This is a genomic window from Streptomyces sp. YKOK-I1, from assembly GCF_054660435.1.
This window is the reverse complement of record NZ_BAAGDR010000001.1, coordinates 426,990-441,754: the sequence shown is the minus strand read 5'-3', so window position 1 is coordinate 441,754 and position 14,765 is coordinate 426,990. Positions and strand designations below refer to the sequence as shown.

10 protein-coding genes are annotated in these 14,765 nt (G+C 73.0%); 2 read left to right on the top strand and 8 right to left on the bottom strand.

From position 1 onward, the window contains the following. Nucleotides 1–24: 24 nt before the first annotated feature. Nucleotides 25–1,071: a hypothetical protein gene (locus ACYQ8Q_RS02015; RefSeq protein WP_460061208.1), complete on the bottom strand. Its 1,047-nt coding sequence runs from the start codon at nt 1,069–1,071 to the stop codon at nt 25–27. A gap of 165 nt (nt 1,072–1,236) precedes the next feature. Here ACYQ8Q_RS02015 and ACYQ8Q_RS02010 point away from each other — a divergent pair, with 165 nt between their 5' ends. Continuing rightward, on the top strand, nt 1,237–2,673 hold the full coding sequence (locus ACYQ8Q_RS02010; RefSeq protein WP_460061207.1) for a serine hydrolase domain-containing protein: 1,437 nt from the start codon (nt 1,237–1,239) through the stop codon (nt 2,671–2,673). Between the two features lie 6 nt (nt 2,674–2,679). Here ACYQ8Q_RS02010 and ACYQ8Q_RS02005 read toward each other — a convergent pair whose 3' ends face one another. From ACYQ8Q_RS02005 to ACYQ8Q_RS01995, 3 genes are all read right to left on the bottom strand, one after another. Further along, on the bottom strand, nt 2,680–4,305 hold the full coding sequence (locus tag ACYQ8Q_RS02005) for a serine/threonine protein kinase (RefSeq protein WP_460061206.1): 1,626 nt from the start codon (nt 4,303–4,305) through the stop codon (nt 2,680–2,682). Nucleotides 4,306–4,576: 271 nt separating this feature from the next. Beyond that, nucleotides 4,577–5,902, bottom strand: a complete 1,326-nt coding sequence (locus ACYQ8Q_RS02000; RefSeq protein WP_460061205.1) for a CAP domain-containing protein — start codon at nt 5,900–5,902, stop codon at nt 4,577–4,579. 1,167 nt (nt 5,903–7,069) lie between these two features. Continuing rightward, the gene (locus ACYQ8Q_RS01995) at nt 7,070–8,263 is read right to left on the bottom strand and encodes a serine hydrolase domain-containing protein (protein ID WP_460073132.1); all 1,194 of its coding nucleotides are present in this window, start codon (nt 8,261–8,263) and stop codon (nt 7,070–7,072) included. Nucleotides 8,264–8,582: 319 nt separating this feature from the next. On the opposite strand from ACYQ8Q_RS01995, the gene ACYQ8Q_RS01990 reads away from it, so the two are divergent. Then, a complete protein-coding gene (locus ACYQ8Q_RS01990) occupies nt 8,583–10,379 on the top strand; it encodes a M4 family metallopeptidase (RefSeq protein WP_460061202.1) in 1,797 nt (598 codons plus the stop codon). Between the two features lie 13 nt (nt 10,380–10,392). Here the strand turns inward: ACYQ8Q_RS01990 and ACYQ8Q_RS01985 are convergent, their stop codons facing one another. The 4 genes from ACYQ8Q_RS01985 to ACYQ8Q_RS01970 all read right to left on the bottom strand — a co-directional run bounded on the left by ACYQ8Q_RS01985 (nt 10,393) and on the right by ACYQ8Q_RS01970 (nt 14,622). Then, nucleotides 10,393–10,947: a hypothetical protein gene (locus ACYQ8Q_RS01985; RefSeq protein ID WP_460061200.1), complete on the bottom strand. Its 555-nt coding sequence runs from the start codon at nt 10,945–10,947 to the stop codon at nt 10,393–10,395. Between the two features lie 149 nt (nt 10,948–11,096). Beyond that, on the bottom strand, nt 11,097–11,453 hold the full coding sequence (locus tag ACYQ8Q_RS01980; protein WP_460061199.1) for a UBP-type zinc finger domain-containing protein: 357 nt from the start codon (nt 11,451–11,453) through the stop codon (nt 11,097–11,099). Then, nucleotides 11,450–12,934 carry an ATP-binding protein gene (locus tag ACYQ8Q_RS01975; protein WP_460073130.1) on the bottom strand — a complete coding sequence of 495 codons (1,485 nt, stop codon included), beginning with the start codon at nt 12,932–12,934 and terminating at the stop codon, nt 11,450–11,452. The genes ACYQ8Q_RS01980 and ACYQ8Q_RS01975 overlap by 4 nt, the downstream gene beginning before the upstream one ends. Nucleotides 12,935–12,945: 11 nt before the next feature. Then, nucleotides 12,946–14,622, bottom strand: coding sequence for an NAD(P)/FAD-dependent oxidoreductase (locus tag ACYQ8Q_RS01970; protein WP_460061197.1), 1,677 nt, complete (start codon nt 14,620–14,622; stop codon nt 12,946–12,948). Between the last annotated feature and the right edge of the window lie 143 nt (nt 14,623–14,765).

Below are 14,765 nucleotides of genomic sequence, written 5' to 3'. Positions count from 1 at the left end.
ACCCGGTGGTGCGACCCGGTACGGCTACTCGGCCGGACCGGCCGCCGACCCTGCCCCGCGCAGCGACGCGATGCAGGAGCCGATCGCCTGCTGGAGCTCCTCCAGCTGCTGCACCATGTCGTCCTCGTAGAACTCCTGGGCGTCGTCGAACGTCAGCTCCTCGAACACCTTCGTCGCCCGCTGGAGGCTGCTGTAGAACTTGGTGCGCCGCTCCTGGACCCGCAGCTCGGGGTCGGCCTCCACGGTCTCCACGACGAGGTTCTTCATCGTGTCGTACGCCTCGGACGCCCACTCGCCCGCGTCCTCGCCCTCGTCCAGCTCGTCGATCAGCGACAGATGCCGCTCGGCCTCCCGGCGCAGCTCCACCGGCGCGTCGATGGTCTGCCCCGCCGCTGTCTTCACCTGGCCGGACTCGGCGATCTGACGGACGTACCCGATGCGGTCGGCGGAGCGGCTCTCGCTCGCCACGGCCTTCTTCAGGTCGTCGGTGCGCACGACGTCCCGGGCCAGCGCGGACTGGAGCTCCGGGTCCTCCTTGATCCGGTCCAGAAGCGCGGTGCGGGCCGCGCGGGCCGTGGAGGGGTCGGCCAGGATCGCGGCGCGCAGGGCCGTCGGGTTCTCCGCGACCTCCAGCGCCTTGGTGGGCCGGATGCCCTCCGCCTCGGCGGCCTCGCTGATTGCGGTGCCGCGCTCGGAGGTGGCGCTGTTGCGGGACACGTAGTAGGTGAGCCAGACGTCGGCGTCCGGCAGCTCCGCCTCCTGGCCCGGCGCCAGCTCCTCGAAGTGCGGGACGAGCCCGTCGTCCGCGGCCCGGTCCCACGCCTTGTAGTAGCGCATCACCCGCTCCGGGGAGCAGCCCGCCAGCTCCGCGAACTCCTTCGCCGACACCTTCGGGGTCTCGTCCGCGCCCTGCCCGCCCGGCCGCACACTGCGCGCCACCATCAGGGCGAACGCCCAGCCTCCGGTGCGCGCGTAGACTCCGAACTCCCGCGCGTCACGCGCCACGAGGTCGGACAGCGGCGCGGGGCCGTCCTCGGCGGACGTCTCGGGCAGGTCGATCGCCAGGGTCACGGATGGTCTCCTCGGGGGGCTGCGGGACGGACGGACATACATGCAGAACCGCAGCCTATATGCACCCGTTGACGAGGTTTTGCCACCGGGCGAAGGAGCCCGGGCGCGGCGGCCAGGGCGTGAAAACCGGTCGAGCGGCGTACGGCCGACGGGAAGGATGCGGGGATGACCGCGTCCCCCCTGCCCACCGCCGCCCCGTCCGCCCGAGGAGTCGACGCGACCGGCGTCCTCGCCTTCCTCGACGCCGTGGAGACGTCCGAGCTCATCGAGCCGCACAGTCTGATGATCCTGCGCCACGGCCGGCTGATCGCCTCCGGCTGGTGGCACCCGTACACCCCCGAACGGCTCCAGCTGCTGTACTCGCTCAGCAAGAGCTTCACCGCCACGGCCGCCGGGTTCGCCGTCGCCGAGGGACTGATCGGTCTGGACGACCCGGTGATCTCGTACTTCCCGGAGCTCGACGCGGAGATCACCGACCCGCGCAGCCGTGCGATGCGGGTACGGGACGTGGCGGCGATGGCCAGCGGGCACGCGGAGGAGACGTACGACCGGGCGGAGGCGCTCGACCCCGGCGACCTGCTGCGCGGCTTCCTGCTGCTGCCGCCGGACCACGACCCGGGCACCGTGTTCGCGTACAACCAGCCCTGCACCTACGCGCTCGCCGCGATCGTGCAGCGCGTCACCGGCCGGTCGCTCACGGCCTATCTGCGTCCGCGCCTGCTCGACCCGCTGGGCGCCGGCGCGACCGCCTGGCTGACCGACGGCACCGGCCGCGAACTCGGCTTCAGCGGACTGCACGGCACCACCGATCTCGTCGCCCGGCTCGGCCAGTTCCATCTGGACGAGGGCGTCCGGGACGGCGAGCCGCTGCTGCCGAGGGAATGGATCGCCGAGGCGACCCGCGTGCACATCCCCACCGGCGGCCCGATGCCCGACGCCGACCGGCTGGACTGGGACCACGGCTACGGCCTCCAGTTCTGGCGGTCCCGGCACGGCTACCGCGGCGACGGCGCCTACGGCCAGTTCTGCCTCGTCCTGCCCGAGTACGACGCCGTGATCGCCGCGACCTCGGCCACCCGCGACATGCAGGCCTACCTGACGCTGGTCTGGGAGCATCTGCTGCCCGCGTTCCGGTCCGCTCCTCCGGCCGGCCGGGAGGACGCCGACGCGGCCCTCGCGGAGCGCCTCGGCCGGCTCGCGCTGCCCCCGGCGCCCGGTGCGCCCGCGCCGCCCGAGCGGGCAAAGGAGTGGGCGGACGCCGAGTTCACCCCGCGCGGCGGCGGGCCGGAACTGACCGCCGTCCGGGTCGCCCGGGGCGCGGACGGCTGGACCCTGACGCTCGTAGAGGGCGATGACGCACTGGAGCTGGCACTCGGGCCCGGTGGCTGGCAGGTGGCCGAGGAGCCGCTCCCCACCGCCGTGAGCGGAGGCTGGACCGACACGGACACCCTGGCCGTGGACATCGCCTTTCTGGAGACCCCGCACCGCCTCCGGATCACCTGCTCGCTCACCGACCGCGCCTGCGCCGCGCGTTGGGACACCGAACCGCTCTTTCCCGCCCCGCTGCGCACCCTGCGCGCCCCGCGCGGCCCCGGCGGCTGAGCCCGGTCAGCCGGACGACTTCGGCCGGAACGTCTTGAGGAACGTGTCCAGGGCCTGCCGGTTGGCGGCCTTGTCCCAGTCGGCGGCCGGGGTCGTCCAGCGCAGCGAGAAACTCCGGTGGCCGCCGAGCAGGAACCCGCGCCCGAAGGTGCGCACCTGCTTGCCGTCGACGTCCATGAGCCACTCCATGTCGGCGGCCTGGTACCCCTGGTACGTCGTCGCCTCGATGTCGCCGATCCGCCGGAACCCCGTCTCCTCGCGCAGCCGCGGCTCCACGTCGTCGCGCCAGACGGCCACCGGGTCCGTTCCGGCCTGCGTGCTGTAGGTCACCGCGAGGGTCCGCGGGTCACCCTCCGCGCCGAAGGTGACCCGGTACGCCACATCGCCCTGCTTGCGGGTGTCCAGCCGTTTCCACCCCTTGGGCAGGGCCACGGAGAAGCCCTCAGGCGCGTGATAGACGCGGTAACCGGTGGGGAGGGCGTCGATGGAGGCAGCCGGGGACGACCGCGTGGCCGACGGTGTGCCGGACGGTGAGGGCGCGGCGGAGGCGTCGGGCGCCGGTGTGGCTCTGTCGCCCGCCTCGCCGTCCTCCCCGGAAGGGGCGGTGGACACCGAAGGCTGGGCCTGCGGACCACCGGCCGAGGTGTCCTCGGTGCCGGGCAGCTGGTGGGTGACGGCGAGGGCGGCGACCGCGACCGTGACGACGGCCAGCGCCGTCCCGGCCGCCATGGCCCGCCCGCTCCACTGCGGTCCGATGTGCCGGGCCGAGGCGTAGGCCCGCCGCAGCCGGGGCGCCGGCAGGACGGTGTGCGGGTCCTCGTCCAGCACCCGGGTGAGCGCCTGACGGACCGTCGTGCGGGTCAGCCGTTCCCGGGATTCCTTGCGCAGCAGGCCCTGCACGGTCGCGGTGAGCGGGCCCGCGCGCAGCGGGGTGCGCAGCGGCAGCCGGTCCACGCCCCGCAGCGTGCTCTCGGGCCGGTCCCGGTCCCGGTACGGCGGACGCCCTTCGAGCAGGGTGTAGAGGATCGCGCCGAGCGCCCACAGGTCCGCCGCCGGGCCGATCCGGTCGTCACGGGCCTGTTCCGGGGAGGCGTACGCCGGTGCCGCCAGTCTCGGGACGAGTGTCGCGCCCGCCAGTCCGAAGCCGGTGACCACGAGCGGGCCGCGGGCCCGGACGAACACCTGACCCGGGCTCAGCTCGCCGTGGGTGATGCCCTCGCCGTGCGCGGCCTCCAGGACGTCGAGCAGCTGGAGGCCGATCGTGGCCGCACGGCCCGGGCCGAAGGGGCCCTTCTGGTCCATGAGCTGACCGAGCGGCAGACCGTCGATCCACTCCGTGACCGTCCACAGGGAACCCCCCTCCACGGTCGCGTCGACGACCGTGGCGATCCGGCCGGGGCACACCTGGGCCATCGTCTCCGACATCCGTATCACCCGGTCGGCGGCCTGGCACGCCTCCTCCTCGCCCAGGTCGGAGGGCAGACCGACCCGGGTGACCAGGCACGGCCGGGCTCCCTGCACATCCTCGCCGTACCAGCTGACCCGGTTGGTCTCGCGGTGGACGACATCGAGGAGCCGGTACCTTCCGGCGACCAACTCGTGCGTGGAGACATGCGCCTTGACCATGGTCATCCTTCGCTGAACCCCCGGAGTTCTCCCTTTCCCAGAAGTACGGGGGACGCGTGGGGGTCCGTTCAAAAGGACCACGACTCCGGTGTGATTCCTGTCTTTCATTCAAAGATGCCGTTCGTATGTGCGAGGAAAAGAAATTACCAGGGGCCGTCCGGGCGTGTAACCAGGGGTAAACAAGATCGGAGCGCTCTGATCGTGTTCCGGTGAAAGCGCTCTCGGAGGTCACCGCGCATTTCGGCCGGATACCGTCACGGGGGATTTCTCCTCCGTGTCAGGCGCCGAAGAGCTGGGTCCAGTACGTGCCCGACGGGCCGCCGCCCGCGTAACCGACGCCGATGTGGGTGAAGGCGGGTTTGAGGATGTTGGCGCGGTGGCCGGGGCTGTTCATCCAGCCCTCCACCACCTCGGCGGCCGAGCGCTGGCCGCAGGCGATGTTCTCGCCGATCGTCCGCCGGGTGGAACCGGCGGCGGCCGCCCGGTCCCAGGGCTGGGTGCCCTCCGGGGAGGTGTGGGAGTAGAAGGCGCGCTCCACCATGTCCGCGCAGTGCGCCTGCGCGGCTGTGGTGAGCAGCGGGTCGACCGCGAGGGGCCGCAGCCCCGCCCGGGTCCGCTCGCGGTTGGTGAGCTCCACGACCTCGGCGGTCGTACGGGCCAGACCGGCCGCGGTGAGGGGGCTCGCCCACAGCGCGGTCCAGTAGGTGAGTCCTCCGCGGGCGTCCGTCGCCTGCGCCAGGGCGACATGGGTGAACGCCCGGTCCCGCAGGGTGCGGCACGCCCGGTCGGTGCGCAGGCAGTAGTCGACGAACTCGGCGGGGGTGCGCGGCCCGGAGACCAGGTGCTCGCCCACCGCGAGGTACGGGTATCCGGCGGCCGTGACCCGCTGGTGCAGCGAGACGCCGTCCCGCCCCTCGCTCCCGAGCTGCCCGGCCGCGGCCATGGCGGCGGCGTGCGCCCGGGCCGCCGAGGCCAGCCGGGCGTCGAGTGTGACGGGCGGTGAACCGGCGGCCGCCCGGGCCGGGTTGACGAGGGCCAGGAAGCCGTCGGGGTCGGCGGGCGGTGCGGAGGTGCCGTGGGCGCCGGCCGACGGACCGGCCGGTCCGTGCCCCGTGGCCGGGGTGTCGTCGAGGACGTCCACCCCGAAGTCCCGGGCCAGCCCCGCCAGGCCGTCGGCGTAGCCCTGGCCGAGTGCCCTGAGCTTCCAGGACGGGCCCCGCCGGTAGACCTCCGCGAGCAGCAGTACCGTCTCCTGACGCGGGGCGGGCGGGGCGAACCGGGCCAGGATCCGGCCCCGCGGGTCGGTGACCTGGAGCGTGGGAGCGGGCAGTCGGGCCAGCGGGGTGCCCGGGTCGGCGGCGCTGATCACCACCGTCACCCGGGTGGCGCCGGCCCGCAGCCGGCCCGGCTCCAGGGTGAGCGTGTCGCCCCGGAGCACCGCGCCGGGCGCCGTCGGCTGGTTGTAGAACACGAAGTCGGCGTCACCGCCGACCTTGCCGCTGTCGTCCGTCACCAGCGCGCACACATCGAAGGGGCCGGGCACCCGGACGGCCAGCGCGCCGCCCGGGAGGGGCAGATTGCCGCCCGGCACCAACTCGCTCATCCCGCCGCCCCGCTGTCGTCGCCCCCACCACGCCGGGGTGCTGCCAGAACAACGGCCGTCCGGCCCCCGGGGTTCCCGCTGGGGCGGGGGAACCGGCACAGGGGGCCCGGCCGGACCCGCAGGCGCCCGGGCGCGCGCCTCCCGCACTTGCCTCCGGCCCGACCGGCACCCGCCGGGATGCGAACCCGTCCAGACCTGCGTCCTGCCGGGCTTGCATTCGGGGACCTGCGGGTGCCCGGGGAGCTGCGCCTGCCGCGCTTGCATTCGGTCCGACCGGCACCCGCCGGGACCCGAATCCGTCAAGACCTGCGTCCTGCCGGGCCTGCGCCGTGCGGGCTTGCGCCTTGCCGGGCTGGCGTCCTGCCGGGCCTGCGCCGTGCGGGCTTGCGCCTTGCCGGGCTGGCGTCCTGCCGGGCCTGCGCCGTGCGGGCTTGAGCCTTGCCGCGCTTGCATCCGGCCCGACTGGCACCCGCCGGGATGCGAACCCGTCCGGTCCTGCGTCCTGCCGGGCTTGCGCCTGGGGACCTGCGGGTGCCCGGGGTGCTGCGCCTGCCGGACCGGCCTTCGGCCCGACCGGCACGTGCCGGGGTGCGAACCCGTCCAGTCCTGAGTCTTGCCGGGCTTGCGCTTGGGGACCTGCGGGTGCCCGGGGTGCTGCGCCTGCCGGACCGGTCTCCGGCCCAACCGGCACGTGCCGGGGTGCGAACCCGTCCGGTCCTGCGTCCTGCCGGGCTTGCGCCTGGGGACCTGCGGGTGCCCGGGGTGCTGCGCCTGCCGGACCGGCATCCGGCCCGACTGGCACCCGCCGGGGTGCGAACCCGTCCAGTCCTGAGTCTTGCCGGGCTTGCGCTTGGGGACCTGCGGGTGCCCGGGGTGCTGCGCCTGCCGGACCGGCCTTCGGCCCGACCGGCACGTGCCGGGGTGCGAACCCGTCCAGACCTGCTCCTGTCCAGACCTGCGCATGTCCAGGCGCCTGCGTCCCGCCGGGCCTGCGCCTTGCCAAGCCTGCGCTTTGCCATGCGCCTGCGTCCCGCCGGGCCTGCGTCCTGCCGGGCCTGTGCCCTGCCAGGTCCGGTGTGGTCGGAACCGTGCCCTGTCGGACCAGTGTCGTGGCGGGCCCGTGGCCGGGCGGGGCGGTGGTCGGGGTGTCGAGGTCGGGGCGGCCTGTCAGTGTCGGCTCGGGGGCCCGCCCCCGCTCGCGTCCTCCGCCGTGTCCTGTGGGGTGGTGGTGCGGCGGTGGGTCGTTTCCTTGCCGCAGAACGCCGTGTCGAGGGTGCGCAGCATCGTCGTATGCACCTTGGAGCTGTTGGAGGCGTTGGCGAGGGCGGCGAGGGTGCGGCGGCCGTCGCCCGAGGTGAACGCGTACGTGTAGTAGCCCTGTACGGCGCCCGTGTGCCCGTAGACGGAGATCCCGCACGACAGCCTGCGGCGCCGCAGTCCGAGGCCGTAGGACTGGGTGCCGCTGGCCGGGACCCAGCGGCGCATCTCCTTCAGCGCGCCGGGCGACAGGAGCCTGCCGCGCAGCAGCGCCGACAGGAACGTGTCCAGGTCCTCGGCGCTGGAGATCAGGGCACCCGCGCTCTGGGCCCAGGACACGGTCTGGCGGGTCGCGTCGACCAGGGCCCCGCCCGGTGTGTCCGGGGTGAGATAGCCGCGCGTGTACCGGCCGGGGATCGCGGTGTCGGGGTGGACGTAGAAGGTGTCGGTCAGCCGGAGCGGCTCGATGACGCGCCTGCGGTACGCGGTCGCCACCGGTTGGCCGGTCAGTTTCTCGATGAGCAGTCCCGCGACGACGAAGTTGGTGTTGGAGTAGGAGTAGGGGCCGCCGGGCGCGGTCGTGCGGGCGTGGCGCAGCGACAGGCCGATGAGCTGCCGGTACGTGAACACCTTGGTGCGGACCGCCTCGAAGCCGGGGACGGACCGGGCGAACAGGTCGTCGCTGTAGTCGTACAGGCCGCTGCGGTGGCTCAGGACATGGCGGACCGTGATCCGGTCGTCGGGCAGCAGCCCCGGCAGATAGCGGTTGACCGGCGCGTCGAGCGCCAGCCGTCCCTCGTCGACGAGCTGGAGCAGAACCACCGCGGAGAACGTCTTGGTGACGCTGCCGATGCGGAAGCGGTCCGTGGTGCTCAGCGCCCGGCCGGTCCGCCGGTCGGCGACGCCCACGGCCACCCGGTGGACCGTGCCGTGGTCGTCGAGTCGCGCCAGGGCGCCGGGCGCCCCCTGTGCGACCGCCGTGCGCAGCACACTGCGCAGACCGGTCAGGTCGGGGCGGGGCAGCGCGGGGGCGGCGGGCGTCGGCCGGGACGCGGCCAGAGCCGGTGCCGGCAGCAGGGACAGCACCGCGGCGGCCGCGCACACCGCCGTCGGGAGGCCGCGGAGCCGTCTGCGTCGGCGGGTCGTCGATGCGAGATCCGTCACATGCACCCGAGGGAACCTCCTGCCGTCGTGTCACATCTCTCCAGTCGACGCACGGTTGGTCGCTCGTCGATCACCGTGCGTCGCGGATTCGCCAAGTATCCCCGCGAAGGCGCCGTAAAACGGTGATTTCGGCTTTACATGTACATGACTCATCCGTAAGGGTGGGGGTCCGGGGCCCGACCAGCCCCGTGGCGCCCAACGGCGCCATGTCTCACGGCGGTTGGGGAACCCGGCCGTCCGAACGAAGGAACCCTCACCTTTGCGTAGTGCACCCATACGCCTGCTGACGGTCGCCGTCGCCGTCACCACGGCCGCCACGGGCCTGGCAGGCACGGCGTTCGCGGGCCCGTCCGCGGGGGAGACGCGGGCCGCGACCACCGCCGGCGCCCAGGACACCGCCGTCGTCCGGGCGGCCCGTGCCGCCGCCTTCGCCCATGCCTCGGCCACCGGCGTCGGACAGGGCGACGTGCTCCAGCCGCAGGACGTGCTGATCGACCCCGAGGGCGCCCGCCACGTCCGGTTCGTCCGGACCCACCAGGGCATGCCCGTCCTCGGCGGCGACCTCGTCGTCCACCTCACCAGGAGCCTCGCCTACGCCGGTGTGACCCGCGCCGCCGACCACGCCGTCGCGCCCGGCACCGCCCGGGCCCGGCTGACCCCCGCCCAGGCCGAGGCCAAGGCCGCCGCCGTCGCCCAGGGCGACGCCGGGAGCGCCGAACTCGTCGTGGACGCCCGCGGCGGCGCCTCCGCGCTCGCCTACCAGGTCCAGGTGACCGACAGCGACACCACCGAGGCCGGCGGCTCCCGCACGGTCGTGGTCGACGCCGTCACCGGCAAGGTCCGCAGCAACACGCCCGACAGCGACGAGTTCCTCTCGCCCCGCCTGGTCGACACCCTGCGCGAGCGCGGCGAGACCCTCGACCCCGCCACCGGTACCGCCCCGCTCTCCGCCGGGCTCACCGCGGCCTCCTCGGCTCCCGCCGCCCGCTACCCCCAGACCGCCAAGGGCACGGGCAGCTCCCTGTTCGTCGGCAAGGTGCCGCTCACCACCACCCGCACCGCGGCCCGCAGCTACCTGCTGAAGGACCCCACCCACTGGGGCACCGAGACCCGCGACGCCAAGAACAAGGAACTGGAGAACTTCGCCCGCGGCACGAAGTTCACCAGCACCACCAACAAGTGGGGCAACGGCGCCCTCTCCAGCCGCGCCAGCGCCGCCGTGGACGCCCAGTACGGGGTGGTCCAGACGCTGGACTTCTACAAGAAGACCTTCGGGCGCAAGGGCATCAAGAACAACGGCAAGGGCGCCCGCGCCATGGTCCACTTCGGCAACAAGGTGGCCAACGCGTTCTGGGACTCCGCCTGCGACTGCATGCTGTACGGCGACGGCGACGGCGACATGTTCAAGAAGCCCCTCGTCGTCCTGGACGTCACCGGCCACGAGCTCACCCACGGCGTCGTCGACGCGACCGCCCGACTGGAGCCGACCTTCGTCGACGGCGACGGCAACCAGTACGGAGAGCCGGGCTCGCTGAACGAGTCCCTCGCGGACATCTTCGGCTCCAATGTCGAGTTCAGCGCCAACAACCCCAAGAACCCGCCGAACTACCTCGTCGGCGAGAAGCTGGGCCTGGACCAGAAGTTCCTGCGCCGCCTCGACCAGCCGTCCCAGGACGTCCTCGAGGGCGCGATCGACTACTGGTCGCCCGAGACGTACTACACCGAGGTCCACGCCGGCTCCGGTGTCTCCTCGCACGCGTACTACCTGCTCGCCGAGGGCAGCGGACAGAAGAGGATCGGCACGGTCACCTACGACTCGCCGACCTACGACGGCGCCGCGGTGAAGGGCATCGGCCGGGCCAAGGCCACCAAGATCTACTACCGTGCCCTGACCCGCTACATGGTCTCCACGACCGACTTCCACGACGCGCGCGTCGCGACGCTGAAGGCGGCCCGGGACCTGTACGGCCAGGACAGCGTGGAGTTCAAGACGGTGAACCGGGCCTGGGCCGCCGTCAACGTCACCTCGGCGAACGTGCCGCCCGCCGTACGCTGACGGTGCCGGCCCGTCAGTAGTCGGGGCAGAGGTTGGTGTGCACGGCCTCGACGATCCGGGTGCTCTTGAGGCGGCCGAAGCCGTCCGGGTGACCGGGGGAGACGAAGCGCTGCATCGCGGCGCTGATCTGCTTCTCCCGGTCCCCGGGGTGGTCATGGATCGTGGCGCACTGGTCGCGGCCGCGCTCGACGGCCTCGTCCTCCTTGTCGTGCACGATGTCCGGGTCGATCGCGGTCAGCGCGCGCACATAGGCGCCCTCGCCGTCACGGTCGGGGCGCGGCGGCAGCGCCGCCTCGCCCTTCTTCGCCGTCCGGCGCGTCGCGGAGGGGGACGCGGTGCCGCCGCCCGTCTGCTTCGGAGCGGCGGAGCTGGAGGGGGACGGGGTTCCGGCCGGTGTCCTCGACGTCCCCGGTCCCGCCGAGGGGGTCGTGGTGTCCACCGCGGACGTCCGCTCTCCCGTCGCCGGTTCCCTGTGGCTCGCGGCCGGATCCCCCGAGCCGCAGGCGGTGAGTGCGGCGACGGCGAGAGCGCAGGACGCCAGGGCGGCTGCGGTGGTGCGGTGGTTCACGGGTCTCCTGGTGCCTGCGGTACGACGGCTGAGCTCCGTGAGCGTATGGGCAGCTTGTATGCCCGCGAGGGCCGTTCAACTCCCTTGCGGGGGTGGTGAAGAGGCGCCAGGGGGCGCAGGCGTCGACGCGGAGCGCCCCCCTTCGCCCGCTATCCCCGGCGCAGGATCTGGGCCCAGTCCGCCGGCACCCGCCCCCTCGGCCCCGGGGCCGGCTGATCCGCGGGATGACTCACCGGGGGCGTCAACTCCGGTCCCGAATCGTAGAGTTCATCGCTGGAGTAGTCCCAGAACCACTCCTCGCCCGGCTCGAAACTGCGCACGATCGGATGCCCCGTGGCCTTGTAGTGGGCGGTGGCATGCTGGGCGGGGGAGGAGTCGCAGCAGCCGATGTGGCCGCAGCTCGCGCAGCGCCGCAGATGGAACCACCAGCCCCCGACCGCGTCGCAGTCCACACAGCCGCTGCCGCTCGGCGGGACGGACGGGTCGATGGCGTTCGTGTCGGTCATGCGGGCTCCTCGGCGGGCTGGGACTCGGGCAGCGACTCGGACGGGGCGTCGGGCGCGGACTCGGGTCCGGGCGCGGTGAGCGGCAGCAGCACCTGGAAACGGGTGTCTCCCGGTACGGACTCCACCCGCAGGCTGCCGTGGTGCTTGTTGACGATGATCCGCCAGGAGATGTCCAGGCCGAGACCGGTGCCCTCGCCGACCGGCTTGGTGGTGAAGAAGGGGTCGAAGATCCGGCTGCGGATGTCCGCCGGGATACCGGGGCCGGTGTCCCGGAACTCCACCAGCAGCCGCTCGCCCTCCCGCGCCGTGCGCACGGTCAACGTGCCCTCGCCGCCCGCGCTGTTGACGGCGAACACCGCGTTGTCCACGAGGTTCGTCCACACCTGGTTCAGCTCCGCCGGATAGGCGGGCACCTCGGGGAGCGTCCGGTCGTACTCCTTGACCACCTCGATGCGCTGCCCGATCTTCCCCGACAGCATCAGCAGCGTGCTGTCGAGGAGTTCATGGACGTCCACCACCCGGTAGGGAGCCCGGTCGAGCTGGGAGTACTGCTTGGCCGCGTCGACCAGATGCGAGATCCGGGTCGTGGAGTCCTCGATCTCGTACATCAACAGCTCGGTCTCGATGGTGTAGTTGAGCCAGCCGACCGCGTTCGGCAGGATCTCCGGCTCCACGGCCGCCGCCACCTGCTCCAGCCAGTCGACGTCCAGCCCGGCCTGTACGAACACCGGCGCGTACTGCCAGCCGTAGTCCATGCCGTGGTCCTCGAGCCACTCGGTGAGCGCGTCCTCCCGGTCCGAGGCCTCCAGCGGACTGAGCGACGGCGCCTTCCCGACCCGCTCGGCGGTGCGCTCCTGGACCTCGATCAGACTCGCCAACGCGTCCCGGGAGAAAGGCCCTTCGGCGATCAGCGCGAGCTTGTGCCGCATCTTGGCGACCCGCTCGCGCAGCGTGGCCGTGGCCCGTACGGCCGCCGCGGCCGGGTTGTTGAGCTCATGGGTGAGCCCCGCCGACAACGAGCCGAGCGCCAGCAGCCGTTCCCGCTGCCCGATCGCGGCCTGGGTGTTCTTCGAGCCGAAGAACAGGCCCTCCAGCAGATGCACCGCCATCGGGAACCAGTCCCGCATGATGTCCGCGAACACATCCGCCGGCACCACGAAGAACCGGGACGGCTCCGTCACCCGCATCGAGTTGTTGTAGACCTGCCGCATCCGGTCGCCCAGATACGCCTGCATGGCCCCCGAGTACACCCCGCGCTGCGAGGTCCGGGTGACCTCCACGTCGTCCCCGCCGACCCGCCGCGACAGCACGACCGTGCCCTCGATCATCACGTAGAAGCAGGTGGCCGGATCACCCTCGGCGTACACCTGCCCGGGCTCGAACCTCTCCACCCGCCCCTGGGCGCACAGCCGTCCCAGCTGATCCGGGGTGAGCTTCTCGAACAGGAACAGCGAGCCGATCTCCGCCGGGCTGCACGGCATCGGCCGCCCGCTCACGACTGCTCCAGATACCGGTGGACGAGCATCACTGCCATGGCTCCCTCTCCGACGGCGGACGCGACCCGCTTGGCCGACTCGGCGCGTGCGTCGCCCGCCACGAACACGCCGGGAATGCTGGTCTCCAGGTGGTACGGCGGCCGGTCCAGCTCCCAGCCCGCCGGCGGCCGCCCGTCCGCGGTGAGATCGGGCCCCGCCAGGATGAACCCGCGTTCGTCGCGCAGCACGGTCCCGTCCAGCCAGTCGGTCAGCGGGGCCGCGCCGATGAACACGAACATCCACTGCGCGTCGACGCGCTCGGTCTCGCCGTTCTTCACGTCCCGCAACGTCAGCCGCTCCAGATGGCCGTCCCCGTGCGCGGACTCCACGACCGTGCCGGCCCGCACATGGATGTTCGGCGCCTCCTCGATCTGCTGGATCAGGTAGTACGACATCGACGCCGCCAGCGACTCGCCGCGCACCAGCAGCGTCACCGACCTGGCGTTCCGCGACAGGTACATCGCCGCCTGCCCGGCGGAGTTGGCGCCGCCCACGATGTACACGTCCTGGTCCTGGCAGGCGGCCGCCTCGGTCAGCGCCGAGCCGTAGAACACCCCGCAGCCGGTCAGGTCGTCGCAGCCCGGCGCCGCCAGCTGCCGGTAGGACACGCCCGTCGCGAGGATCACGCTGTGCGCGGCGACCGCCGAGCCGTCCGAGAACCGTACGACCCGCGCCGCCCCGTTGACCTCCAGCCCCGTCACCTCGCGCGCGGTGAGGATCTCGGCGCCGAACTTGGTCGCCTGCCGCCGCGCCCGGTCGGTGAGCTGGGCCCCGGACACCCCGTCGGGGAACCCGAGGTAGTTCTCGATGCGCGAGCTCTGCCCGGCCTGCCCGCCGGTCGCCGACCGCTCCACCAGCACCGTCCGCAGCCCCTCGGAGGCCCCGTACACCGCCGAACCCAGGCCGGCCGGACCGCCGCCGATGACGACCAGGTCGTAGAACTCGGCCGCCGGGGTCGTCGCCAGACCCACGCGCGCCGCCAGCTCCGGCGCGTCCGGCTCGATCAGCGGCGCCCCCTCCGGGGTGATCACCAGCGGCAGCCGCCGCCCGTCCGCCTCCGCCGCGGCCAGCAGCCGCTGCCCCTCGGGCTCGTCGGCGGAGTACCAGCGGTACGGCACCTGGTTGCGGGCCAGGAACTCCCGCACGTCCGAGGAGCGCGCCGACCAGCGGTGCCCGACCACCTTCGTCGCCGGCACCGGCCGGTAGTCGCTGGCCCGCCAGGCGTCCAGCAGGTCGTCCAGGACCGGGTAGAGCTTCTCCTCCGGCGGATCCCAGGGCTTGAGCAGATAGTGGTCGAGGTCGACGACGTTGATCGCGTCGATCGCCGCGTTCGTGTCCGCGTAGGCGGTCAGCAGCACGCGCCGGGCTCCCGGATACACGTCCAGGGCCTGCTCGAGGAACTCGATGCCGTTCATCTGCGGCATGCGGTAGTCGGCCAGGATCACCGCCACCAGGTCGCCGCGCAGCTTCAGCTCGCGCAGCGCCTCCAGCGCGGACTCGCCGGACTCCGCCCGTACGATCCGGTACGCGGCGCCGTAGCGGCGCCGCAGGTCACGGGCGACGGCACGGGAGACCCCCGGGTCGTCGTCCACGGTCAGGATGACGGTCCGCGCTGTTTCGGCGGCCTGTGTCATACGTCTCCCACCCCGAGAGCGGTCAGGACTCGCCGGCGCACGGCGAACCCCGCGCCGGCTCCGCCCATCGTATGGTCGATCGCCCCGGTCCGCTCAGGGATGGCCCGGACCGTGCGCTCCCGGTTCAGGACGGGGCGCCCACC

What these genes read in the sequence shown, in the direction of transcription:
- ACYQ8Q_RS01980 (WP_460061199.1), bottom strand. Translation starts at nt 11,453, where the DNA reads ATGACCGACACGAACGCCATCGACCCGTCCGTCCCGCCGAGCGGCAGC.
- ACYQ8Q_RS02005 (WP_460061206.1), bottom strand. Translation starts at nt 4,305, where the DNA reads ATGACCATGGTCAAGGCGCATGTCTCCACGCACGAGTTGGTCGCCGGA.
- ACYQ8Q_RS02000 (WP_460061205.1), bottom strand. Translation starts at nt 5,902, where the DNA reads ATGAGCGAGTTGGTGCCGGGCGGCAATCTGCCCCTCCCGGGCGGCGCG.
- ACYQ8Q_RS01970 (WP_460061197.1), bottom strand. Translation starts at nt 14,622, where the DNA reads ATGACACAGGCCGCCGAAACAGCGCGGACCGTCATCCTGACCGTGGAC.
- ACYQ8Q_RS02010 (WP_460061207.1), top strand. Translation starts at nt 1,237, where the DNA reads ATGACCGCGTCCCCCCTGCCCACCGCCGCCCCGTCCGCCCGAGGAGTC.
- ACYQ8Q_RS01975 (WP_460073130.1), bottom strand. Translation starts at nt 12,934, where the DNA reads ATGCCGTGCAGCCCGGCGGAGATCGGCTCGCTGTTCCTGTTCGAGAAG.